Raw genomic sequence first — 22,480 nt, 5'->3', positions numbered from 1 at the left:
TCCGTGAACAGTTATCTGGCTGCCGTCGAGCTCCTTCCCCTGGCCATGGAGCTCGACGAGGACAAGGTCACTCCCGGCCTGCTGGGCTTCGTCGTCTTCGCGGTGCTCGCGATCGCGGTGTGGCAGCTGCTGAAGAGCATGAACAAGCACATGAAGCGCGTCGACTTCGAGGAGCGGCAGGAGATCGCGGACGAGGAGGCGGCGGCGCGCGGCGGCGCGTCGGCGTCCTCCGACGCGGGCCGGCGGGACTGACGCCGGCCCGCCTGCGGGCGAGGTCGCGAACCGGGCGCCGGTGCGGCAGGGCGGTCCGGCCGGTGCGGGCTGAGCAGATCCCGCCGGACGGCGCGCCCTCGGCCCGCTACGCCGGGACGGCCGACCCCATCACCTCCCGGGACCGGCGCTTGGGCACCATGCCCAGGCGCCATGCCTGCCAGCCCGTCTCCGGCTCCACGCCGCGCTCCAGCAGCAGGGCGAACGTTTCGGCATAGTCCTCCAGCGCCCCGTCCCCGGCCGAGCCGCCCGACGGGAACTCCGCGGCCAGCTCCGCCAGCTCCTGCTGCGCCACCGCGCTGCCGACCTCCGACCCGCCGGGCGACGCGAACGGCAGCAGCGTGCAGCGCAGGAACCGCGCCCACGCCCCGCCCCGCCGGTCGCCGTACCCCGAGAACAGCGCCGCCGCCTGGTCGGCCAGGCCCAGCGCCTGCGCCGTGCGCCCGTTGCCCGCGTCGATCACCGCCAGCTCCAGCGCCGACCACGCCTCCCCGTGCGGCACCCCGATCCGCTGGAAGTCCTTGCGCGCGTCGTCCAGCAGCTGGCGCGCGAAACCGGAGTTGCGCAGCGACCCCGTCTGCTCCGCCCGCATGTCCCGCGTCACCCGCGCCGAGTGATGCCGGGCGCAGGCCAGCCCGTACACGTCCCGCATCCGGCTGAACATCGTCCGGGCCCGCTCCAGCGCCCGCACCGCCCCCTCGTAGTCGTCCCGCTCCTCGCGCGCCTGCCCCAGGTAGTACAGCGTCCAGGCCTCCCCGCGCGCGTCCTCGTTGTCCCGGTGCCGGGCCAGCGCCGACCGCAGGCCCTCCACGGCCGCCGCCGGATCGCCGCCCACCAGCCGGGCCCGGGCCAGCTGGGTCAGCGCCCACGCCTCACCGCGCGGGTCCCGGGTGCGCCGGTAGCCCTCCAGCGCCAGCTCCAGCTCCTCGCGCGCGGCGCCGACGTCGCCCATCCGCAGCCGCACCTGGCCCAGCTGGAAGTGCGCCCACGCCTCCCCGTGCACGCTCTCGCTCTCCCGGTGCAGCCCCAGCGACTCGGTGAGCAGCCGCAGCGCCTCCGGCAGATCCGCCCGGTCCCGCTCCACGGCCGCCAGCGCGTGCAGCGTCCACGCCCGGTCCCCGCGCAGCTCGTCGTCCCGCTGCATCTCCAGCGCCTCCCGCAGCCGCGCCCGGGCCTCGGGCAGATTGCCCTGCTGCTGCAGCGTGATCCCCAGGTCCCGCAGCGCCCGCGCCGCTCCCGCCTCGTGCCTGGCCTCCCGGTACAGATCGACGACCGACGACAGCGTGGTCCGCGACTTGTCCAGCTCACCGAGCTGGCGCGCCGCCACACCCGTGCGCCACTGCACCGACCGCGCCAGCAGACCCTGGTCGGCGGCCTTCGTCAGCTCGTTCAGCTCACCCAGCCGGTACAGGTCGCCGCGCAGCAGGCAGTAGTCGGCGAGCGCGCCCAGCAGATGCAGCACCGCGCCCTGGTCGGCCTGCTGCGGGGCCTCCGCGTGCCGCAGCGCCGCCGTGATGAAGCTCGTCTCGTCGTCCAGCCAGCGCAGCGCCGCGTCCAGCGACACGAACCCGTGCTGCCCGAACTGGTCCGCCCGCGTGGACGTCTTGCCGTCGACCAGGCGGATCACCGAGTCCGCCAGCTCCGCGTAGCTGCGGATCAGCCGCTCCTGCGCCGCCGTCCGCTCCGCCGGGTCCTCCTCGTCCAGCAGCCGCGCCTGCGCGAAGCGCCGCACCGAGTCGTGCAGCCGGTAGCGCGAGCCGCGTACGTGCTCGATGAGGCCCGCCCGCGCCAGCGCCGTCAGCTGCGCTCCCGCCTCCTCCTCCGCCGTGCCCAGCAGCGCCGCGCCGGCCGCCGCGCCCAGGCTCGTCCGGCCGGCCAGGGACAGCCGCCGCAGCAGCCGCCGCCCGGGCTCGGGCTGGTCGGCGTAGCGCAGCCACAGCGCCCGCTCCACCGGCTCCACCGGCCCGTACGCGTCGAGGTCCGCGGCCAGCGCGCCCATGCTGCGGGGCCCCAGCGACGAGCCGGCGACACGCAGCGCCAGCGGCAGCGCCCCGCACAGCCGGATGACGTCGTCGGCGGACTGCGCGTCGTACGGACCGTCGTCCTTCTCCTGCGCGACCTCCCGCAGCAGCTCCTCCGCCCCCGACGTCTCCAGCGCGCCCACCGGCAGCTGATACACCCGGGCGTCGAGCCGCTCCGGCAGCCCGATCGGCTCCTGCGCCGTCACCAGCACGAGGGACTCCGACCGCTCCGGGATCAGCGCGCGCACCTGCTCCGCGTCCGTGGCGTTGTCCAGCACGACGATCACCGGGATGTCCGTCAGATGCTGGTGGTACAGCTCGCCCAGCCGGCGCAGCTGCACGTCCTGGGCGGGCCGCTCCCGGAACAGCAGCTGCTCGCGCGGCGCGCCCAGCCGGTTCAGCAGATGCAGCAGCGCGTCCCGCGTCGGCGTGGGCGTCTCACCCAGGGCGTGCCCCCGCAGATCCACCACGCACGCGCCCCGGAACTGGTCGCGCAGATCCTGCGCCGCCCGCACCGCGAGCGTCGTCCGCCCCGAGCCGGGCGGGCCGTGCAGCACCACCACCGTCGGCTTGGTCTCCGCGGACGCCCGCGCGTGATGCACCCACTGCGCGATCCGCCCCAGCTCCGCCCGCCGCCCCGCGAACGGCCCCCGGGTGTCCGGCAGCTGACGCCACGACTGCTCCAGCACCGCCCGCCGCTTGGCCGCCTGACTGCGATCCCCGCCGCGCAGCCGCACCTCCTGGTCCCCGCCCGCACCGCCCTTGGCCGGCGCGGGAATCCCGCCGCCGGTCCCGGAGCGCCCGGGCCGGGTCGCCGCCAGCATCCGCTGCTGGTCCACGTACGGCCGCACCCCCCGCAGCTCCAGCGCCGTCAGCCACTGCAGCCGCAGCTGCTCCGGCCCCCCGGGCTGCCCGCTGGCCCCCGACCGGCTGGCCCCCGACCACCAGTGCACCGTCAGCCGCTGCAGCAGCACCGCCACCGCCCCGGCCAGAGCCGTCGCCACACCCGTCCACAGCGCGGCCCGCGAGCCCGCGTCCGCCGCGACCACCAGCGCCACCCCGGCCGACACGATCACGCCCGCCGCCGCCGGCCCCAGCGCCTCCCCGCTGAACCGCTCGCCCAGCGTCCGCCGGCCGGCGCCGGCCTCCTCCAGGGCGCGCACATACGCCCCGTACTCCTCCGCCGCGCCCCGCGCGATGTCGTCGAGCGCCGCCCGGGCCCTGCCCAGCAGCACGGCCCTGTCGGTCCGGCCCCCCGATCTGCGTACCTCTTCGTCCACGGCACGCTCGAGCAACTGCTCGGCCTGCGCGCGGTGTTCCTCCCGCAGCTGATCCGTCCGTGCCGACCCGTCCGTGCCCGGCATGCGCATTCCCCCTTGAGCCGATCTCGCTCTTGCGGCATCAAGTCTTCCGCCTGACAAGCTGTCTCGCATCCCCCTGTGGACAACTCGGGGCGCACGCGGGTAGTGCGGGAACGGCGCGCGGATACGGCTCGGGTACGGCGAAGCCCCCGCCCGGCGCGAGTGCGCGCACCGGGACAGGGGCCGGTCGATGAGCCGTGGGGTCAGCCCAGGCGCCGCACCAGCGCCCGGTACTCGTCCCACAGCGCCGCGGGCGTGTGGTCGCCGAACGTGTTGAAGTGCTCGGGGATCAGCGCCGCCTCCTCGCGCCACACCTCCGGGTCGACGGACAGCAGCACGTCCAGATCGGCCTCGGACAGCTCCAGACCCTCGGTGTCCAGCTCGTTCTTCGCCGGCAGCACACCGATCGGCGTCTGCACGCCCTCGGCGTCACCGTTCAGACGGTCGACGATCCACTTCAGCACCCGGCTGTTCTCGCCGAAGCCCGGCCACACGAAGCGGCCCGCGTCGTCCTTGCGGAACCAGTTCACGTAGTAGATCTTCGGCAGCTTCGCCTGGTCGGCGTCCGCGCCAGTCTTGATCCAGTGGGCCATGTAGTCGCCCATGTTGTAGCCGCAGAACGGCAGCATCGCGAACGGGTCGCGGCGCAGCTCACCGACCTTGCCCTCGGCGGCGGCGGTCTTCTCGGAGGCCACGTTGGCACCCAGGAACACGCCGTGCTGCCAGGACAGGGACTCCGTCACCAGCGGTACGGCCGAGGCGCGCCGGCCACCGAAGAGGATCGCCGAGATCGGCACACCCTTGGGGTCCTCCCACTCCGGCGCGATCGTCGGGCACTGCGCGGCCGGCACCGCGAACCGCGAGTTGGGGTGGGCGGCCGGGGTCGAGGACTCCGGCGTCCAGTCGTTGCCCTTCCAGTCGGTGAGGTGCGCGGGCGGCTCCTCGGTCATGCCCTCCCACCACACGTCGCCGTCGTCGGTGAGCGCCACGTTGGTGAAGACGGTGTTGCCCCAGAGGGTCTTCATCGCGTTGGCGTTGGTGTCCTCGCCGGTGCCGGGGGCGACGCCGAAGAACCCGGCCTCCGGGTTGATCGCGTACAGCCGGCCGTCCTCGCCGAAGCGCATCCAGGCGATGTCGTCGCCGATCGTCTCGACGGTCCAGCCGGGGATCGTCGGCTGCAGCATCGCGAGGTTCGTCTTGCCGCAGGCGGACGGGAACGCGGCGGTCACGTACTTCGGCTCGCCCTGCGGCGGGGTCAGCTTGAGGATCAGCATGTGCTCGGCCAGCCAGCCCTCGTCGCGGGCCATCACGGAGGCGATGCGCAGGGCGTAGCACTTCTTGCCGAGCAGGGCGTTGCCGCCGTAGCCGGAGCCGTACGACCAGATCTCGCGGGACTCGGGGAAGTGGGAGATGTACTTGGTCTCGTTGCACGGCCAGGAGACGTCCTTCTGGCCCTCGGCCAGCGGGGCGCCGACGCTGTGCACCGCCTTGACGAAGAAGCCGTCGTCGCCGAGCTCGTCCAGGACGGGCTGCCCCATGCGGGTCATGATGCGCATCGAGGCCGCGACGTACGCCGAGTCGGTGATCTCGACGCCCAGCGCGGACAGCGGGGAGCCGAGGGGGCCCATGCAGAAGGGCACGACGTACATGGTGCGGCCGCGCATGGAGCCGCGGAACACGCCCTTGTCGCCGGAGAAGATCTCGCGCATCTCCGCCGGCGCCATCCAGTTGTTCGTCGGGCCGGCGTCCTCCTCCTGCTCCGAGCAGATGAAGGTGCGGCTCTCGACGCGCGCCACGTCGGACGGGTCGGAGGCGGCGTAGTACGAGCCGGGGCGCTTGACGGGGTCGAGCTTCTTGAACGTCCCCTTCGCGACGAGCTCCTCGGCCAGGCGCTCGTACTCGGCCTCGGAACCGTCGCACCACACGATCCGGTCGGGCTGGGTGAGCTCGGCGATCTCCTGGACCCAGGAGATCAGTCCGGCGTGCTTCGTCGGGGCGTCGGTGACGGAAGAAGGGGTGGACGTGAGGGGCGTCATGAGTCCGTGATGCTCCATGTTGAGGGTTATGGGCGGGTACGTGGTGCTTGTGGTGTCCGTCTAGGTGTAACCGCTTTTCAAGGCTGCCGCCCCTTGGGGGCCGCGACCCGGCTGCCGCTCATCTGAGCTCACCCGGTGCCGACCGTGCGCTCATTTGATAATGGGCTAGCTCAGACGAACTGTCCACCCCATGAGACGTGAGGAGTGCCACGAGACGCCCCGCGGACGGCGTGGTGCGGCGTAGTGTGTGCAGGACCACCGGCGGACGCCTCCCGTAACCTACGGTTCCGTAGGTAGAGTGATGCGGGTGAGTGCCACCCCGCCCGAGGCGCCTGCCGCCCCCGCCGAACCGACCCTGCCGCTCAAGCCCAAGCTGCGCGGCTGGCTCCACGCCGGCATGTTCCCGGCCGCCCTGTGCTCGGGCGTGCTGCTGACCGCGCTTGCGGAGAGCCCGCGCGGACGTATCGCGTGCGCCGTCTACACGCTCACGGCCTGTCTGCTGTTCGGGGTGAGCGCGCTCTACCACCGCGGCAACTGGTCACCCCGGGTGAACGGCGTGCTGCGCCGCCTCGACCACGCGAACATCTTCCTGATCATCGCCGGTACGTACACGCCGTTCACGATCCTGCTGCTGCACGGCGGCCGGCGGGACACGCTGCTGTGGTTCATCTGGGCGGCGGCGCTCGCGGGTATTGCGTTCCGGGTCTTCTGGGTCGGCGCCCCGCGCTGGCTCTACACCCCGTGCTACATCGCGATGGGCTGGGCGGCGGTCTTCTTCCTCCCCGACTTCATGCGCCAGGGCGGCATCGCGGTCCTGGTCCTGGTGATCGTCGGCGGCCTCCTCTACAGCGCGGGCGCGGTCATCTACGGCTTCAAGCGCCCCAACCCGTCGCCGCGCTGGTTCGGCTTCCACGAGGTGTTCCACAGCTTCACGCTGGCGGCGTTCGTGGTGCATTACGTGGGGATCTCGCTGGTCGCGTACCAGCACGCGTAACGGGCCTCAGCCCAGCTGCTCCGCCAGCACCGCGGGATCCGCCGTCGGCAGCGCGCAGACGAACCCCCGGCACACGTACGCCGCCGGGGCGCCGTCCAGCAGGGGGCGGTCCTCGAGGAGGGGGACCCCCTCGCCGGCGCCCGGGGCGCCGACCGCCACCACCGCGCCGGGAGCCGTGGCCAGCAGGGCCGTACGGTGCAGGGTCGCCGTCGCCGGATCGCCCGCCGGGCCGACGACCGCCACCTCGCGCGGGCCGTCGAGGGAGGCCTCCGCCGCGGCCAGACCCCAGCCGATGAACCGGGGCGCCTTCTCCGCCAGCGCCTTCACCACCCCCAGCGCCGCCTCCGCCGCCTCGCGGTGGGGCGCGGAGCCCGTGTATGCCGCGTACGACAGGAGGGCCGCCGCAGCCGCCGTCCAGCCCGAGGGGGCGGCGTTGTCCGTGGGGTCCTGGGGGCGGCTGATCAGACGCTCGGCGTCGTCCGCCGTGTCGTACAGGGAGCCGTCGGGGGCGCGGAAGTGGCGCAGGACGGTGTCCAGCAGCAGGCCCGCGAACTCCAGCCACACTCCCTCGCCCGTGACGGCGGTCAGCGCCAGGAAGCCCTCCGCCACATCGGCGTAGTCCTCCAGCACCCCGGCGTTGTCACCGGCCGCCCCGTCGCGCGAGGTACGGCACAGGCGGCCGTCCTCCGCGCGCATGTGGACCCGTACGAGCAGATCCGCCGCGTCCACCGCCGCCGCGACCAGATCCGGCCGCCCGAAGTACGCGCCCGTCTCCGCCAGCGCCGCGATCGCCAGCCCGTTCCAGGCGGCGACCACCTTGTCGTCCCGGTGGGGGCGCGGCCGCTCCTCCCGCGCCTCGAACAGCCGGCGCCGGACGGAGGCGATCCGGTCGCCGTCCGCCGGGGCGGTGTCGGGCAGCTGCAGGACGGACGCACCCTCCTCGAACGTGCCCTCCGCCGTCACCCCGTAGTGCCGCATCGCGAGCTCCGCGTCGTCCGCCCCGAGCACCGAACGGAGCTCCGCCGGAGTCCACACGTAGAACGCGCCCTCCGCGTGCGAACCGTCCGCCCGGTCGCTGTCCGCGTCGAGGGCGGACGCCAGCCCGCCCTCCGCCGTCCGCAGCTCGCGCACCATGAAGTCGGCGGTCTCCAGGGCCACCCGCCGCGCCATCTCCGAACCGGTGGCCCGCCAGAGATGGGCGTACACCCGGCACAAAAGGGCATTGTCGTAGAGCATCTTCTCGAAGTGCGGGACCACCCACGACGCGTCCACCGAATACCGCGCGAACCCGCCGCCCAGCTGGTCGTAGATCCCGCCCCGGGCCATCGCCTCGCAGGTGGCCTGCACCATCTGCAGTGCCCCCTCCGACCCCGTACGGGCGTGATGGCGCAGCAGGAACTCCAGCACCATCGACGGCGGGAACTTCGGCGCCCCGCCGAACCCGCCCCGTACCGCGTCGAACTCCCGCGTGAGCGCCAGCAGCGCGGCGTGCAGATCCCGCTCCTGGGGGACGCCCGCCCCGCCGCCGACGGCCAGCGACCGGTCCGCCAGATCCCGGGTGATCCGCGAGGCCATCTCCCCGACCTGCTCCCGCCGCCCCGACCACGCCTGCCGTACGCCCGCGATCACCTGGCGGAAGGACGGCATCCCCTGCCGGGGGGAGGGCGGGAAGTACGTGCCGAAGTAGAACGGCTCCCCGTCCGGCGTCATGAACACCGTCATCGGCCAGCCGCCCTGCCCGGTCGCCGCCTGCACGGCCTCCATGTACACGGCGTCGACGTCGGGCCGCTCCTCGCGGTCGACCTTCACCGACACGAACCCGGCGTTCAGCTCATCGGCCGTCGCCGGATCGCGGAAGGACTCGCGCTGCAGGACGTGGCACCAGTGGCAGCTGGAGTAACCGACGCTCAGCATGACGGGCTTGTCGAGCCGCCGCGCCTCGTCGAAGGCCGCCGGGCTCCACTCCCACCAGTCCACCGGATCGTCGGCGTGCTGCAGCAGGTACGGGGAGGTCGCTGTCGTCAGACGGTTCGCCATCCCCGCATCCTCGCCGATCCACGGCACGCGGGCGAATCTCACACGGGACACCCCGCCGTCTCCCGCGCCGCACAGGTCCCCAGGGAGCACCACCGCCGCCGGCGGCCCAGGCCGTCGTCGTCCCGTACGAACACGGCCGCCCGCGCGGCGGCCTCCGCGGCCCGCGCGACCTCCTCGAAGGCACGGCGGCCGTCCTCCTCGCGCGGGACGGCCGCCGGGGTCAGGGACGCCACGTACGACTTGAGCGCCGTGACACCCTCACTGATAGCCACGTATCTCCTCGAACGCCGCGTCGAGCGGACCCTCGGTCGCGTCGAACAGCCGTCCGCCGGTGAGTTCCGCGATCCCGGCGAGCTGCGAGCGGTCGGAGTCGCCGAAGACGATCGGGAAGACCGGTGTGGCCCGCCGCTCGCGGGGAAGGGCCTCGTAGAAGCCGCGGAAGCCCTCCGCGCTGCTTCCCGCGGTGTTCTCGCCGTCGGTCATCAGCACGATCGTCGTCAGATACGGGGTGTCGTCCGCCGCCTCCGCCAGATACCCGTACGCCGCCTCGAGGCTGGAGAAGATCGCGGTGTCCCCCTCGGCGGCCAGCGCATCGACGTCCGCCCGGATGGCCTCGAGCGCGGCGTCCGGCGCGCCCGGACGCACGGTGTGGGTACGCGTGGACTTCACCGCCGAGCCGAACGGCATCAGCGTGACCTCCTCCCGGTCCCGGAACCGCCGTCCGCCGCCGGTGAGCTCCGTCAGCGCCGCCTTCAGGTCGCGCAGCCGGTCGCCCTTCATCGAGCCCGAGGTGTCGAGCACGTACACGGTGCGGGCGGGGCGGCGGAGCTTGTGCTCGTACGAGGCGAGCAGTGCGTCGGACACCGACCGCGAGCCGGGGTAGGGCAGCTCGCGGCGCTTGCCGGGGGGCAGCGGTTCCGCGGGGTCGACGGACGCCGTCACCGGGCGGCGCAGGGTGCGTTCGGTGATCAGGCGCTGGGCGTCCTCGCCGAGGAGGTAGCGGGTGAGGGCGCGGACCCGGTCGCGGACGTCCGGCGGGGCGGAGGTGAGCGCGGCCAGGGGGTAGTCGGCGGTGACGACGCCGTCGCTCGGACGGATGACGGTGAAGTCGGTGTGGCGGTCGCGGTTGAGGGTAAGCAGCACCGACTCGTAGTTGATCAGGGCCTCCGCCGTGCCCTGGTGCAGATAGGCGTCCGCCAGCCAGCCGGACGACCCGGAGGTGAGCGACTGCCCGGCGAAGAACTCCGTCAGTCCGGGCGTCGCCCGCTGGACGTCCGCGTCGGTGAGCGCCGACTGGGCGTGCGAGAGGGCGGAGGCCACGGCGATCAGCGCGGAGTAGCCGGAGTTGGAGCGCAGCGGATCGGTCATCCCGTACGTGAGCTTCCCGTCCGCGACCGCCCGCTGGATCTGCGCCCAGCTGGTGTGCTCGGGGTCCGTCCACCCGAGGCGGGCGGCAGCCTCCGCGCTCACGCCGAACGCGACGGGGGACGCCATCACGGGGGTCTGCGACACCACCTTGCGCGCGACGTCCGGACGCAGCCGCAGCTGCCCGCCGGACGCGAGCCACACCGCGTCGTAACGGCCGTCCGCCTTCCCCTCCGCGACGGTCTCCACCGCGTCGAGGGTGCCGCTGTAGGTGGCCTCGACGGTGATGCCCGTCGCCTCGCGGGCGGCCGCCAGCACGGGCTCCATGTCGGCGAGCTCACTGGACGCGAGGATGCGGACGGTGCCGCCGGTGACAGCGCGGTCCTCTTCGTCGCCCCCGCCCGTGCACGCGCCGAGCGCCGCGCACGCCAGCAGTACGGCGATCAGTCTGAGCCTCACGGCAGTCCGCCCCCTTCCAGCGCCCCGCGGCTGCGCGCCGGACGGGCGCTCGCCGCGTGAAGCCTGTCCGTCATTCGGTGGCCTGCGCCCGGCAGGTGTCGATCGCGTCGGGCGTCCAGCGGCACCGGCCCCGACGCCTTCCCGGCGGGGACGGGCGGGGCGTATTCGTTCTCGGTCACGGTGTGCGTCTCCCCCTGCGAGCCGGTCACCCGCGGGCCCGTTCGGCCATCTCGTTCAGCACGTCGGCCGTGGGTACGGGCGCCTGGCGGACGCCGGTGAGCTTCTGGTTGAGGTAGTCGGCGTACGGGGCGGTCGCCGCGGTGAACTCGGGCGCCGCGCCCGCCGGGCGGAAGCCGTGCCTGACGGCGAGCTCGCGCAGTCGGGCGTCGGTGCGCAGCGCTTCGCCGAGCTCGCGGCCGCCCTCGGTGACGGGGACGAGGGTGTGGTCGCTGGAGACCGTGGTGTCCGGGTAGAGGACCGTCAGTTCACCGGGGTCCGTTTTCGCGAGGAGGAGCGAGGCGACCTGCTGCTCGTACACGAGGACGAGGGGGTTGCCGACGCCGCTGGTGAAGTCGCGGAACGGGCCGTCGGAGCTCGACTGCTGGGCGCCCTGCACCTGGACCAGCTTGCGCAGCAGACCCTGCGTCCTTCTGATACCCGCCGGGTCGGCGACGACCGTGTCGCCGTTGGCGACGTACGAGGCGGCGGCGAGATAGAGGGCACCCGAGTTGGAGCTGAGCGGGTCGGTGCTGGTGACGAACAGCGTGCCGGAGAGCTCCTGATGGCCCTCGACGCCCTTGAGCTGCTGCCAGGTCGTGTCCTTCTCGGCGGCGCGCAGATAGGCGTCCATCTTCAGCGTGCCGGTGGTGTGTCTGTCGCCGCCGAGGGTGGCCAGTCCGTTGCGGGCCAGGATCTCGGCGGCGGACGTGTGGGCCACGACGACGAGGGGGGAGTAGAAGGGCCGTACGGGACCGCCGCGGATCTTCGTCCAGTGGCGGAGCTCGTCGGCGGGGGCGGCGCTGGAGGGGAACGCGAAGTCGTACTCGTCCAGCGGGAGGTCGCGCATGTCCCACGAACCCGCGGTCTCCACGCGTACGGTGAGGCCCTTGGCGGCCAGCGCCTTCACCACGTCGGGGTCCTCGAAGAACTCGGCCTTCTCCGACCCGATCACTCCGCGCACGGTCGTCGTTGCCGTGCCGGTGTCCTTGCTGTCGCGGCCTGCGATGACGGCGGCTGCCACGCCGGCTGTCAGCAGCACCGCGAGGACTATGCCCAGGATGCGTTTCACGGGAGCAGGGTGCTCCCGGAACTCGTCATTCCCCGGGTTCGTGGGTGAACGGTCGGTTGCTTCGATGTCGCAGTCGTGTCGCTTTCGGCTCCGCCGGCCGCCCGCGCCTTCGGCGCGGGGAGTTGCCCACCCGCGGCCGCCCGTTTCCGTGCGGAGGGTGGGTCCGGCCGGCTCGAGGGTTACTGCTTGTACGTCTCCAGGAACGTCCCGATCCGCGTGATCGCGTCCGTCAGGTCGTCCTTGTGGGGGAGCGTGACGATGCGGAAGTGGTCGTGGTCCGGCCAGTTGAAGCCCGTGCCCTGGACGATCATGATCTTCTCGCTGCGCAGCAGGTCGAGGACCATGCGGGCGTCGTCCTTGATCTTGTAGACCTTCGGGTCCAGGCGCGGGAACATGTACAGCGCGCCCTTCGGCTTCACCACGCTGACGCCCGGGATCGCCTGCAGGGCCTCGTACGCCGCGTCGCGCTGGGCGACCAGCCGGCCGCCGGGGAGGACCAGGTCCTTGATGGACTGGCGGCCGCCCAGGGCCGTGGCGACCACGTGCTGGGCGGGGACGTTCGCGCACAGGCGCATGTTCGCGAGGATCGTCAGGCCCTCGATGTACGAGCGGGCGTGGTCCTTGGGGCCCGACAGCGCCATCCAGCCCGCCCGGTAGCCGGCGATGCGGTACGCCTTCGACAGTCCGTTGAACGTGAGGACCAGCAGGTCGGGGGCGATCACGCCGGTCGGGGTGTGGGTGGCGTCGTCGTAGAGGATCTTGTCGTAGATCTCGTCGGAGCAGACCACCAGATTGTGCCGGCGGGCGATGTCCGTGAGGGCCAGCAGCATCTCGTTGGTGTAGACGGCGCCGGTCGGGTTGTTCGGGTTGATGATCACGAGCGCCTTGGTGCGGTCCGTGATCTTCCGCTCCAGGTCCGCGAGGTCCGGCATCCAGTCGGCGCCCTCGTCGCAGCGGTAGTGCACCGCCGTACCGCCGGCCAGCGAGACGGACGCCGTCCACAGCGGGTAGTCCGGGGCGGGGACGAGGACCTCGTCGCCGTCGTTGAGCAGCGCCTGCATCGACATCTGGATCAGCTCGGAGACGCCGTTGCCGAGGTAGATGTCGTCGACGTCCAGCTGCAGACCCTTGGTCTGGTAGTGCTGCATCACCGCCCGGCGCGCGGGCAGGATGCCCTTGGAGTCGCCGTAGCCGTGCGCGTCGCCGGCGGCCCGCAGGAAGTCCTCGAGGATCTCCGGGGGGCACTCGAAGCCGAACGGCGCGGGGTTGCCGATGTTCAGCTTGAGGATGCGGTGACCTGCTGCCTCCAGCCGCGTGGCCTCCTCGAGAACCGGACCCCGGATCTCGTAGCAGACGTTCGCGAGCTTGGTTGACTGGATCACCTGTGGCATGACGTCACCTTACGGGCAGCTATGGGCGGTCGCCTCCGGATAATCCATAGTGAGGGGCAGGTCACGTGCCCGTACGCCGCACCGCCCGGCCCGGCAGGGCGCTGGTGCGCACGCCGTCGCGGATCACGAACTCGCCGTCGACCAGTACGTGCGGGATGCCCGTCGGGAGCCGGCGGGGATCGTCGTACGTGGCGCCCGCGGCGACCGTCCCCGGGTCGAAGAGCACCAGGTCGGCGCGGTAGCCCTCGCGGACCAGGCCGCGGTCCGGCAGGCGCAGGCGGGCGGCGGGGCGGGCCGTGAGGTGGTGGACGCAGTCCTCCAGGGTGAGGACGCCCAGGTCGCGCACGTAGTGGCCGAGGTAGTGCGGGAAAGTGCCGTACGCCCGGGGGTGCGGCTTCGCGCCGTGCAGGATGCCGTCGCTGCCGCCGGTGTGGCCGCGGTGGCGCATGATCGCGCGGACGTTCTCCTCGTGCCCCACGTGCTGGAGGATCGTCGTGGCCAGGGCGTCGTCCAGCAGCAGCCGGCGGAACGCCTCGAAGTCCGGCACCCGGCGGCCCGTCCAGCCGGCGAGGGCGGGGGCGGCGGTGCCGGCGATCTCGATCGTCGACCAGTCCATGGGCACGCCGTGCGACCCGTCCGACCCGTCGACCTCCACCGCCTCGCGGATCCGCTCCACCGCCCCCGGGTCCCGCAGCCGCGCCAGCGTCGCCGCCGGGCCGCCCTCCGTCGCCCAGCTCGGCAGCAGCGCGGCGAGGGTCGTGGAGCCGGCGAGGTAGGGGTACGTGTCGAGGGTGACGTCCACGCCGGTGGCGAGGGCGTCGTCCAGGAGGGTGAGCAGCTCGCCGGCGCGGCCCTCGTTGACGCCGAAGTTCATCGTGGCGTGCGCCAGGTGCAGGGCGCAGCCCGCGTCGCGGGCGAGGGCGATCATCTCGGCGTACGCCTCGAGGGCGCCCGCCCCGTACGAGCGGTGGTGGGGGCAGTAGTAGCCGTCGTACGCGGCCACGACCCGGCACAGCTCGGCGAGCTCGGCCGTCGGGGCGTACATCCCGGGCGTGTACGTCAGCCCCGACGACATCCCGACGGCGCCCTCCGCGAGGCCCTGTGCGACGAGGTCCTTCATCCGCGCCAGCTCGGCGTCCGTCGCCGGGCGGTCGTCCCAGCCGACGGCGAGCATCCGCACGCTGCCCTGGGGGACGAGGTAGGCGGCGTTCAGGGCGAGGCCCTGGCGGTCGAGGCGGTCGAGGTAGCCGCCGACGGTGCGCCAGTCGAAGTCGACGTCCGCCCCGTCGCCGTTCCAGCCGGCGATCTGGCTGCGGACCTCGGCCAGGGTGCGGTCGTCGACGGGGGCGTACGACAGGCCGTCCTGGCCCAGGACCTCCAGCGTGACGCCCTGCGCGGCCTTCGCGGTGTGCGCGGGGTCGCGCAGTACGGCGAGGTCGCTGTGGGCGTGCATGTCGATGAACCCGGGGGCCAGCACGAGGCCCGTCGCGTCCAGCTCGCGGGCGCCGGTGAGCCGGTCGGCGACCGCCGTGATCCGGCCGCCGCGGATCTCGACGTCGGCGCGGCGGGCGGGGGCGCCGGTGCCGTCGACGAGGGTGGCGCCCCGGATCACGAGGGACATCAGAAGTACGTCCGGATGTAGTCGGTGACCGTGCCGTCGGCGTCGACCTGGGGGATCAGCGGCCACTTCTCGAAGATCGTGCACGGGTGCGACATCCCGAGGGACACCCACTCGCCGACGCGCAGCTCCGTACCGTCCGCCACGTCCAGCCAGGCGTGCTGGTCGGACAGCTTGCGCACGGTGATCCCGGCCGCCTCGCGCACCGTCCCGTCCGCCGCGCGGACCGTCAGCGGGACCGGGAGGTCCAGGTCGTACGCCATGTCCCGCTTGCCGGCGTTGACGAACGCCTGCCCGGGCTCGGGGCGCGAGACGACCTGCGTCCAGATCCGGAACGCCGGCTCCAGGCTGCCCTCCGCGGGGATGCGGTTGAACGGGGTGATGCGGCGGTAGTGCACGTCGTCGTGGCTGACGTACGCCCCGGACCGCAGCAGCTTCAGCACCGGCCGCGACAGCTCCGGCAGCCCGGCGAAGGCGTCCGCCACCGCGTCGAACCAGGCGCTGCCCCCCGCGCTCACCACGATCTCGTCCAGGCCGTCGAAGCGGCCCCCCTCGTCGAACTCCTCCGCCAGCGCGAGCAGCCGCGTCAGCCACGCCCGTACGCCCGCCTCGTCGCCGGTGGGGACCTCCGCCTCGTAGCCGGCGACCCCCGCCAGCCGCAGCACCGCCGAGGCGGCGACGGCGTCCGCCACCGCGCGGCAGGTGTCCTCCGTGCGGGCGCCGGTACGGGCGCCGGGGCCGCCGCCGAGCTCGACGACGACGTCCAGCGGGCGGGGGGCGCCCGCGAGGGCGGCGTCCATCAGGCGGACGCCCTCGACGGAGTCGGCGTAGCAGATCACCCGCAGGCCGGGGTCGGCCGCGAGGCGGGCGCTCAGCCAGCGCAGGGCCGCCGCGTCGACCAGCTCGTTCGCCAGGAAGATCCGCTTGACGCCGTGCGCGTACGCCACCCGCAGCTGGTGCGGGACGGCGACGGTGATGCCCCAGGCGCCGTGCTCGAGCTGGCGGTGGAAGAGCTGCGGGGCCATGGACGTTTTGCCGTGGGGCGCGAAGGCCAGCCCGTGCGCGGTGCAGAAGGCGGCCAGTGCGCGGAGGTTGTGCTCCAGCGCGCCGGCGGACAGGGTGAGCACCGGGGTCGTGAAGCCTCCGGTGAACAGCGAACGGCGCTCGGCGGCGAGTTCCCCGACGGTCAGCCCCTCCGCGTCCGGCGGCAGGCCCTTGAAGCGGTGGTCGATGACCTCGTCGGCCTGCTGCGGCATGCGCCCTCCCGGCTCGCTCGCGTTGCACAGGGTGCAATGCGCGTTGCGTCTATCGCGAAATGCTGTCTAACATCCCGCGATACGACAGGTCAATCACGAGGCGGGAGCGACGATGTACGACGCGGTGTGCCTCGGCGAAACGATGGCCGCCTTCGCCCCCACCGACGACGGCCCCCTCAGCGGCGTCGCGGGGTTCACCCGGGGGCTGGGGGGCGCCGAGTCGAACGTGGCCTGCGCGCTGGCCGCCGCCGGGCACCGGACGGCGTGGGTGAGCCGGCTGGGGGGCGACGGTTTCGGTGACTTCGTACGGGACGCCGTCGCCGCGTACGGCGTGGACGTCTCGTACGTCGTACGCGACCCCGACCGCCCGACGGGGGTGTACTTCCGTACCGCCGCCGAACGGGCCCACGCGGAAGGCGCCCCCGCCGAGGTCGCCTACTACCGCCGCGGCTCCGCTGCCTCCGCCCTGGCCCCCGGCGCCGAGCTTCCCCCGTCCCGCGTCCTGCACCTCACCGGGATCACCCCCGCCCTCTCCCCGACCTGCCTCGCCCTCGCCCGCGAGCTCACCGTCCGCCGCCCCGGCCGCCCCCTGGTCTCCTTCGACGTCAACCACCGCCCCGCCCTGTGGCCCGCGGAGGAGGCCGGCCCCGTCCTGGCGGAGCTGGCGCGGGGCGCCGACCTGGTGTTCGTCGGCGCCGACGAGGCCGCCGCCCTGTGGGGCACCGCCCGCCCCGAGGACATCCGCGCCGCCCTCCCCGGTCCCGCCACGGTGGTCGTCAAGCAGGGCGCCGACGGGGCGACGGCGCTCACCGCGCGCGGCGTCACCCATGTCGCCGCCCACGAGGTGGACGTCGTCGCGTACGTGGGCGCCGGGGACGCGTTCGCCGCCGGCTACCTCGACGCGACCCTCACCGGCCGCCCCGCCGCCGACGCCCTGCGCCGGGGTCACGACTACGCCGCCCGGGTCCTCGCCACCGCCGCCGACCTGGCCCCGCCGCCGGGGGTGCCCGCGTGAGCCAGTCCGTCGGCCGCGCGCTGGCCATCCTCCCCCTGCTCGCCGAGGGCCCCGCCGGCCTCGAGCCGGTCGCCACCGCGCTGGGCGTGCACAAGTCGACCGCCCTGCGCCTGCTGCGCACCCTCCACGAACACGGCATGGTCTACCGCCAGCAGGACGGCCGCTACCGACTCGGCGCCCGCCTGTTCACCCTCGCCGCGCAGGCCGCCGAGGGCCTGGACGTACGGGAGATCGCCCACCCCCATCTCGTGCGGCTGAACGAGGCGTGCGGGCACACGGTGCATCTCGCCGTCCGCGAGGACGACACCGTGCTGTACATCGACAAGGTCGAGAGCCGCTATCCGGTACGGATGTACAGCCGTATCGGCAAACCCGTCCCCGTCACCGTGGCCGCCGTCGCCAAACTGCTGCTCGCCGACCTCCCCGAGCCCGAACGGCGCTCCCTCGCCGAACGGCTCGACTACCCCGCGTACACCCCCCGGTCCATCACCGGCCCCGCGCAGCTCCTCGTCGAGCTGGCGCAGGTCCGCGAGCAGGGGTGGGCCACCGACTTCGGCGGCCACGAGGAGTCCATCAACTGCGTCGCCGCCCCCATCCGCGGCGCCGACGGACGTACGGTCGCCGCCTGCTCGCTGTCCGCGCCGTCCGTCGTCATCGACGCGGACGGGCTGCGCGAGCTGCTGCCGCTGCTGCGCGCCGCCGCCGACTCGATCAGCAACGACTATTCAGGAAGAATCCCCGCATGAGCAACGAGAAGACCGCGATCACTCCCTCGACCCACACCGCCCCGCCCGCGAAGTTCTCGCACGGCGTGCGCAAGGGCAACATCCTCCAGGTCGCCGGTCAGGTCGGTTTCCTGCCCGCCGAGGAGGGGAAGGCCCCCACCCCGGTCGGCCCGACCCTCCGCGAGCAGACCCTGCAGACCCTCGCCAACGTCAAGGCGGTCCTGGAGGAGGGCGGCTCGTCGTGGGAGGACGCGGTGATGGTGCGTGTGTATCTCACGGACACGGGGCACTTCGCGGAGTTCAACGAGATCTACAACGAGTACTTCGCCGATCTGAAGGCCGTTCCCGCCGCCCGCACCACCGTCTACGTCGGCCTGCCCGCCGGCCTCCTCGTGGAGATCGACGCCCTCGCCGTCCTGGGCTGACGTTTTCAGACCGCCGGCGTTCCCTGGAACGTCCGGCGGTACGCGTTGGGCGTGGTCCCCACCCGGCGGACGAACTGCTGCCTGAGCGCCGCCGCGTTCCCGAAGCCCGTACGGGCCGCGATCGCGTCCACCGTCAGATCGGACTCCTCCAGCAGCTGCTGGGCCAGCAGCACCCGCTGGCCCAGCAGCCACTGCAGCGGCGTCGTCCCGGTCTCCTGCTGGAACCGCCGGGCGAACGTCCGCGGCGCCAGATGCGCCCGCGCCGCCAGCCGCTCCACCGGATGCTCCCGGTCGATCTCCGCCTGCATCCGCCGCAGCGCGTCCCCGATCACGTCGTCGCGGCAGGGCGGGATCACCGGTGACTCGATGAACTGGGTCTGCCCGCCCTCCCGGTGCGGCGGAACGACCATCCGCCGCGCGATTCCGTTGGCGACCTTCGTCCCCTGCTCCTCGCGCACCAGCGCCAGACAGGCGTCGATTCCCGCCGCCGTCCCGGCGGAGGTGATGACGGGACCGTCCGCCACGTACAGCACGTCCGGCTCGATCAGCGCGCGGGGCACCGCTTCGGCGAGCAGGCCGGTGTAGCGCCAGTGCGTGGTGCAGCGGCGGCCGTCCAGCAGCCCGGCGGCGCCCGCGAGGAAGGCGCCGGAGCAGATGGTGAGGATCCGCGCACCCCTCCCGACGGCGTCCCGCAGCGCCTGCAGCAGCTCCTCGGGGAACTCCCGCAGATGGAAGCTGTCCCCGGCGGGCAGCGCGATGAGGTCGGCGGCGGCGAGCCGTTCGATGCCGTACGGGGTGTCGACGGACAGCCCCGGGTTCACCCGTACCGGCGATCCCTCGGCGGCGACCACCGCGAAGTCGTAGGCGGGCAGCCCCGCGTCGGTGCGGTCGAGGCCGAACACCTCGCACACGACGCCGAGTTCGAAGGCGTTGACGCCGTTGACGAGGACGCACGCGATATTTTTCAGCATGCCGCCCAGTGTGGCAGGAATCCGCTCCTTCGCGGCAGTCCTGCCACTCGTTGTCCGCGCAAGGATCGCGGACCATAGAGGACATGAACTTCTTCGACATCGCCGCAGACGCCCTGTCCATCGCCGCCGTCGTCGCCCTGTTCGCCGTCCCCGCCGTGGTCGGCCGCTGGGCCGAGGCCCGTACGTACCGCCGTGCCGTCGAGGCCGCCCGCCGCGCGCGGCTGCGGAAGGCGCACACCCTCGCCGCATGAGCCGCGCACAGAGAGCTGCCCCCCGGGACGACGGTCCGGGGGGCAGCTCTCTCATGGGGGTCTGCGTCCCGCGAAGGAAGCGGTGGACCGGTGCCGCCGGAGGCGAAGTGGCGGCACCGGTCCTGCGGCGCCGGGGGACGGCGGCGCCGGTCATGGTGCGGTTACGGCAGCGAGTGGACCTTCGGACCCACCGCGTTCGACCAGGCGTTGCCCGCCGTGGCGTCCCAGTTGGTGGACCAGGTCATCGCGCCCCGCAGCCCGGGGTACGTCTTCGCCGGCTTGAACGTGCCGCAGTTGGTACCGGCCGTCAGGCAGTCCAGCGCGTTGTTGACGATGGACGGCGACACGTAGCCGCTGCCCGCGCCGCGCGTCGAGGCCGGCACGCCGATCCCGACCTGCGACGGGGCCAGGCCGCCCTCGAGCTGGATGCAGGCCAGCGCGGTGAGGAAGTCCACCGAGCCCTGCGAGTACACCTTGCCGTCGCAGCCGAGCATCGCGCCGCTGTTGTAGTACTGCATGTTGACGACCGTCAGGATGTCCTTGACGTTGAGCGCCGTCTGGAAGTAGCCGCCGCCCGTCGACTGCATGTCGATCGTCTGCGGGGCCATCGTCAGGACGAAGTTCGCGCCCGCCTTCGACGCCAGCGCGCGCAGCGCCTGCGTCATGTACGTCGGGTTCAGCCCGTTCTCCAGGTCGATGTCGACGCCCTGGAAGCCGTACTCCTGCATCAGCGCGTACGCGGAGTTGGCGAAGTTCGTGGCCGACGCGGCGCTGTTCACCGAGATCGTGCCCTTCTCACCGCCCACCGACAGGATGACCGCCTTGCCGGCCGCCTTCTTCGCGGCGATGTCCGCCTTGAACTGCGCGACGGTGTAGCCGTTCAGCCCCGCGGAGTCCAGGTTGAACGTGATCGCGCCGGGCGTGGTCGTGGCGTCCGCGAACGACACGGCGATGATGTCGTACTGGCTCGGCACCTGGGCGATGGTCTGCACCTGGGCGCCGTTGTTGAAGTTCTGCCAGTAGCCCGTCAGCGCGTGCTTCGGCACCGGCCCGCCGCCCGGAGGCGTACCGCCGCCGTCGTCCTGCTTGGCGGTCGTCACCGTGACGGCGGCCGACTTGGGGGACTCGCCGGCCGCGTTCGTGGCGGTGACGGTGTACGAGTACGAGGTGTCCGCCGTCAGACCGGTGTCCGTGGCGGAGGTGCCGGAGACCGACTGCACCTTGGTGGCGCCGCGATAGAGGTTGTAGCCCGTCGCGCCGCTCACGGTGTTCCAGTTGAGCGTGGCGGACGTCTGCGTGACGGAGCCGGCCTTCAGCCCGGTGGGCGCGGCCGGGAGCTGCGGGGGCTCGGGCGGAGTGCCGCCGGGGCCGGTGAGGTTCACGTCGTCGACGTTGTAGGCGGGGGTGCCGTACCAGCCGTGGGTGTAGATCGTCACGGACGTGGTGTTCGCGCCGGTCGTGAAGCTCACCTTGAGCTGGCTGTACGACGCGGCGTTCGGCGCCCAGGTCGACACGTCGATCGTACCGGTGCCGCTGGCGCCCAGGTAGACGTAGCTGCCCTGGACGTACGCGCTCAGCTCGTACGCGGAGTTCGGCTGGACGGCGACCGTCTGCGAGCACTTCGCGTTGTCCAGGCCGGCGGGCGTGGCCTTCAGGGCCGAGGTGCCGCCGTGGACGGGGCTGGAGACCGTGGTGCCGCTGGCACCGGAACAGGTCCAGCCCGACATACCGGACTCGAAGCCCGGGTTGGACACCAGGTTCTCGGCGGCCTGCGCGGTGCCGGTGAGGGCGCTCAGCCCGGCGACGCCGAGGGCGGCCGAGACGGCGGCCGCGAGCCCGATTCTGATGCCTCTGCGTGACTTGGGTGATCTGTGGGTGATCGGTAGCACAACTGCCTCCGGAGCGGGGGTGAACGGAGCAGATATAAGGTCCAGACCAATCTGGTCTAGGCCAATGGGCATGTCAAGGGGTGTGAACGAGACGCGTTCCGCCTGCCCCGCGATTTACCGCAGGTCAGCCGCGAAGATTCCGGGGAACCCGGTGTCCGCGCGGGGATCCGCGGATAGGCTCCACCTGTAGTGCGCACGAGTTGACGATCCGTGACCACCGACTGACGACTTCGACCGGACGGGAGCCGCGCGTGCCCTTAGCAATCGCCGTGACCAGCCCCGACCTGGTCCTTCCCGAAACCCCGGTGCTGGTCCTGCAGTCCCCCCGGGAGCAGAGCCTCGAGGACGCCCTCGCGCGGACCTCCGCGATCCTGGAGCACCACGGGTTCCTCCTCGTCGTCTATCCGCAGGCGGCGCCCGCGGCCGTCGTACGGCGGCTGCACACGGTGCGTTCGGTGCTGGAGAGTGACCGGATCGCGCTGGTCCCGCTGCCCCTGCCGCCGCTCGCCGTGGCCGTCCTGGCCCGTCAGCTCACCCAGCTCACCGACCCCGCCTACGGCCCGCAGCCCGGCCCCGGCATCGCCGCCTCCGCCGCCCGGCTGCTCACGCACTACGTCTACGCCGGCGGCCTCCTCGGCAGCCTGTCCAAGCTGGACCGGGTGCCCGTCGCCCTCGGCCGGCACCTCAAGTCCCGGCTCCCCGGCGCCCAGCACGCCGTCCTCGCCGCCCCCCGCGAGGAGGCGGCGAAGGCCGACAGGCCGCCCGCCGGCCCCGACTTCGCGACCACCCTGGTCGTCGCCCGCGGCCAGCTCGCCGGCGACTGGCCCGAGCGCGTCCTCGCGCCCGCCTGGCGCGTGCGGGCCGTGCTGGAGGTGCCGCTGCCCGGACCGTCCGCCGCCTGGTGGGCGACGTCCAGGGTGGTGGAGTTCGCGGCCGGCATCTTCGACCCCGGCGTCCTGCACCAGCTCGTCGCCTCCGTCCGCCGCGAGCGCTGCCCGTGGTGCGGACTGGAGGTCCTGGGCGACCGCTGCGTGCTGTGCGTCGCACCCGTCCCCCCGGGGATCCCGGCCCCGTCGCCGCCGACCCCGATGCGGCTGCTGCCGTGATC

Annotated in this window: 18 protein-coding genes; 7 read left to right on the top strand and 11 right to left on the bottom strand. The window is 73.0% G+C overall.

What is annotated here, in order from left to right; translation table 11 throughout:
• Positions 1-3 precede the first annotated feature (3 nt).
• Positions 4-252: a hypothetical protein gene (locus SRB5_RS25145; RefSeq protein WP_407703968.1), complete on the top strand. Its 249-nt coding sequence runs from the start codon at positions 4-6 to the stop codon at positions 250-252.
• A gap of 106 nt (positions 253-358) precedes the next feature.
• Here SRB5_RS25145 and SRB5_RS25140 read toward each other — a convergent pair whose 3' ends face one another.
• Both SRB5_RS25140 and SRB5_RS25135 read right to left on the bottom strand, forming a co-directional pair.
• Positions 359-3,655 carry a tetratricopeptide repeat protein gene (locus SRB5_RS25140; protein ID WP_153455690.1) on the bottom strand — a complete coding sequence of 1,099 codons (3,297 nt, stop codon included), beginning with the start codon at positions 3,653-3,655 and terminating at the stop codon, positions 359-361.
• 200 nt (positions 3,656-3,855) lie between these two features.
• Complete coding sequence (locus SRB5_RS25135; protein WP_153455689.1) at positions 3,856-5,688, bottom strand: phosphoenolpyruvate carboxykinase (GTP); 1,833 nt, start codon at positions 5,686-5,688, stop codon at positions 3,856-3,858.
• 301 nt (positions 5,689-5,989) lie between these two features.
• Between SRB5_RS25135 and trhA the strand changes: the two genes are divergently transcribed.
• Positions 5,990-6,682 (top strand): PAQR family membrane homeostasis protein TrhA, encoded by a 693-nt coding sequence (gene trhA / locus SRB5_RS25130; protein ID WP_153455688.1) that lies wholly within the window; start codon positions 5,990-5,992, stop codon positions 6,680-6,682.
• Between the two features lie 6 nt (positions 6,683-6,688).
• Here the strand turns inward: trhA and SRB5_RS25125 are convergent, their stop codons facing one another.
• The 7 genes from SRB5_RS25125 to SRB5_RS25095 all read right to left on the bottom strand — a co-directional run bounded on the left by SRB5_RS25125 (position 6,689) and on the right by SRB5_RS25095 (position 16,096).
• Entirely contained in the window at positions 6,689-8,719 is a 2,031-nt protein-coding gene (locus SRB5_RS25125) for a thioredoxin domain-containing protein (protein WP_153455687.1), read from the bottom strand.
• A gap of 38 nt (positions 8,720-8,757) precedes the next feature.
• On the bottom strand, positions 8,758-8,991 hold the full coding sequence (locus SRB5_RS25120; protein WP_153455686.1) for a hypothetical protein: 234 nt from the start codon (positions 8,989-8,991) through the stop codon (positions 8,758-8,760).
• Entirely contained in the window at positions 8,978-10,543 is a 1,566-nt protein-coding gene (locus tag SRB5_RS25115; protein ID WP_323378431.1) for a substrate-binding and VWA domain-containing protein, read from the bottom strand. Before SRB5_RS25115 ends, SRB5_RS25120 begins: the two co-directional genes overlap by 14 nt.
• Before the next feature lie 205 nt (positions 10,544-10,748).
• Complete coding sequence (locus SRB5_RS25110; RefSeq protein ID WP_153455732.1) at positions 10,749-11,819, bottom strand: hypothetical protein; 1,071 nt, start codon at positions 11,817-11,819, stop codon at positions 10,749-10,751.
• 191 nt (positions 11,820-12,010) lie between these two features.
• Positions 12,011-13,222 (bottom strand): pyridoxal phosphate-dependent aminotransferase, encoded by a 1,212-nt coding sequence (locus SRB5_RS25105; RefSeq protein WP_153455685.1) that lies wholly within the window; start codon positions 13,220-13,222, stop codon positions 12,011-12,013.
• A gap of 61 nt (positions 13,223-13,283) precedes the next feature.
• On the bottom strand, positions 13,284-14,843 hold the full coding sequence (locus SRB5_RS25100; protein WP_153455684.1) for an N-acyl-D-amino-acid deacylase family protein: 1,560 nt from the start codon (positions 14,841-14,843) through the stop codon (positions 13,284-13,286).
• Positions 14,843-16,096 (bottom strand): amino acid deaminase, encoded by a 1,254-nt coding sequence (locus tag SRB5_RS25095; protein ID WP_153455683.1) that lies wholly within the window; start codon positions 16,094-16,096, stop codon positions 14,843-14,845. The genes SRB5_RS25100 and SRB5_RS25095 overlap by 1 nt, the downstream gene beginning before the upstream one ends.
• A gap of 112 nt (positions 16,097-16,208) precedes the next feature.
• Here SRB5_RS25095 and SRB5_RS25090 point away from each other — a divergent pair, with 112 nt between their 5' ends.
• The 3 genes from SRB5_RS25090 to SRB5_RS25080 are packed head-to-tail and all read left to right on the top strand — an operon-like array spanning position 16,209 to position 18,261.
• Positions 16,209-17,111 carry a sugar kinase gene (locus SRB5_RS25090; RefSeq protein WP_153455682.1) on the top strand — a complete coding sequence of 301 codons (903 nt, stop codon included), beginning with the start codon at positions 16,209-16,211 and terminating at the stop codon, positions 17,109-17,111.
• Complete coding sequence (locus tag SRB5_RS25085; RefSeq protein ID WP_323378430.1) at positions 17,108-17,857, top strand: IclR family transcriptional regulator; 750 nt, start codon at positions 17,108-17,110, stop codon at positions 17,855-17,857. Before SRB5_RS25090 ends, SRB5_RS25085 begins: the two co-directional genes overlap by 4 nt.
• Positions 17,854-18,261, top strand: a complete 408-nt coding sequence (locus tag SRB5_RS25080; protein ID WP_153455681.1) for a RidA family protein — start codon at positions 17,854-17,856, stop codon at positions 18,259-18,261. The genes SRB5_RS25085 and SRB5_RS25080 overlap by 4 nt, the downstream gene beginning before the upstream one ends.
• A 5-nt stretch (positions 18,262-18,266) precedes the next feature.
• On the opposite strand, the gene SRB5_RS25075 is transcribed toward SRB5_RS25080, so the two are convergent.
• A complete protein-coding gene (locus SRB5_RS25075) occupies positions 18,267-19,232 on the bottom strand; it encodes a GlxA family transcriptional regulator (protein ID WP_153455680.1) in 966 nt (321 codons plus the stop codon).
• Between the two features lie 83 nt (positions 19,233-19,315).
• On the opposite strand from SRB5_RS25075, the gene SRB5_RS25070 reads away from it, so the two are divergent.
• A complete protein-coding gene (locus SRB5_RS25070; RefSeq protein WP_153455679.1) occupies positions 19,316-19,483 on the top strand; it encodes a hypothetical protein in 168 nt (55 codons plus the stop codon).
• A 161-nt stretch (positions 19,484-19,644) separates the two neighbouring features.
• Here the strand turns inward: SRB5_RS25070 and SRB5_RS25065 are convergent, their stop codons facing one another.
• Complete coding sequence (locus SRB5_RS25065; RefSeq protein WP_407703966.1) at positions 19,645-21,372, bottom strand: chitinase; 1,728 nt, start codon at positions 21,370-21,372, stop codon at positions 19,645-19,647.
• A 251-nt stretch (positions 21,373-21,623) separates the two neighbouring features.
• Here SRB5_RS25065 and SRB5_RS25060 point away from each other — a divergent pair, with 251 nt between their 5' ends.
• Positions 21,624-22,478 carry a hypothetical protein gene (locus SRB5_RS25060; RefSeq protein WP_323378429.1) on the top strand — a complete coding sequence of 285 codons (855 nt, stop codon included), beginning with the start codon at positions 21,624-21,626 and terminating at the stop codon, positions 22,476-22,478.
• The last annotated feature ends 2 nt before the right edge of the window (positions 22,479-22,480 follow it).

Origin of the sequence: Streptomyces smaragdinus, from assembly GCF_009604385.1 — a bacterium.
Classification (GTDB): Bacteria; Actinomycetota; Actinomycetes; order Streptomycetales; family Streptomycetaceae; genus Streptomyces; species Streptomyces smaragdinus.
Note: the sequence above shows the minus strand (reverse complement) of the source record. Positions and strands in the feature narration are given on the sequence as shown.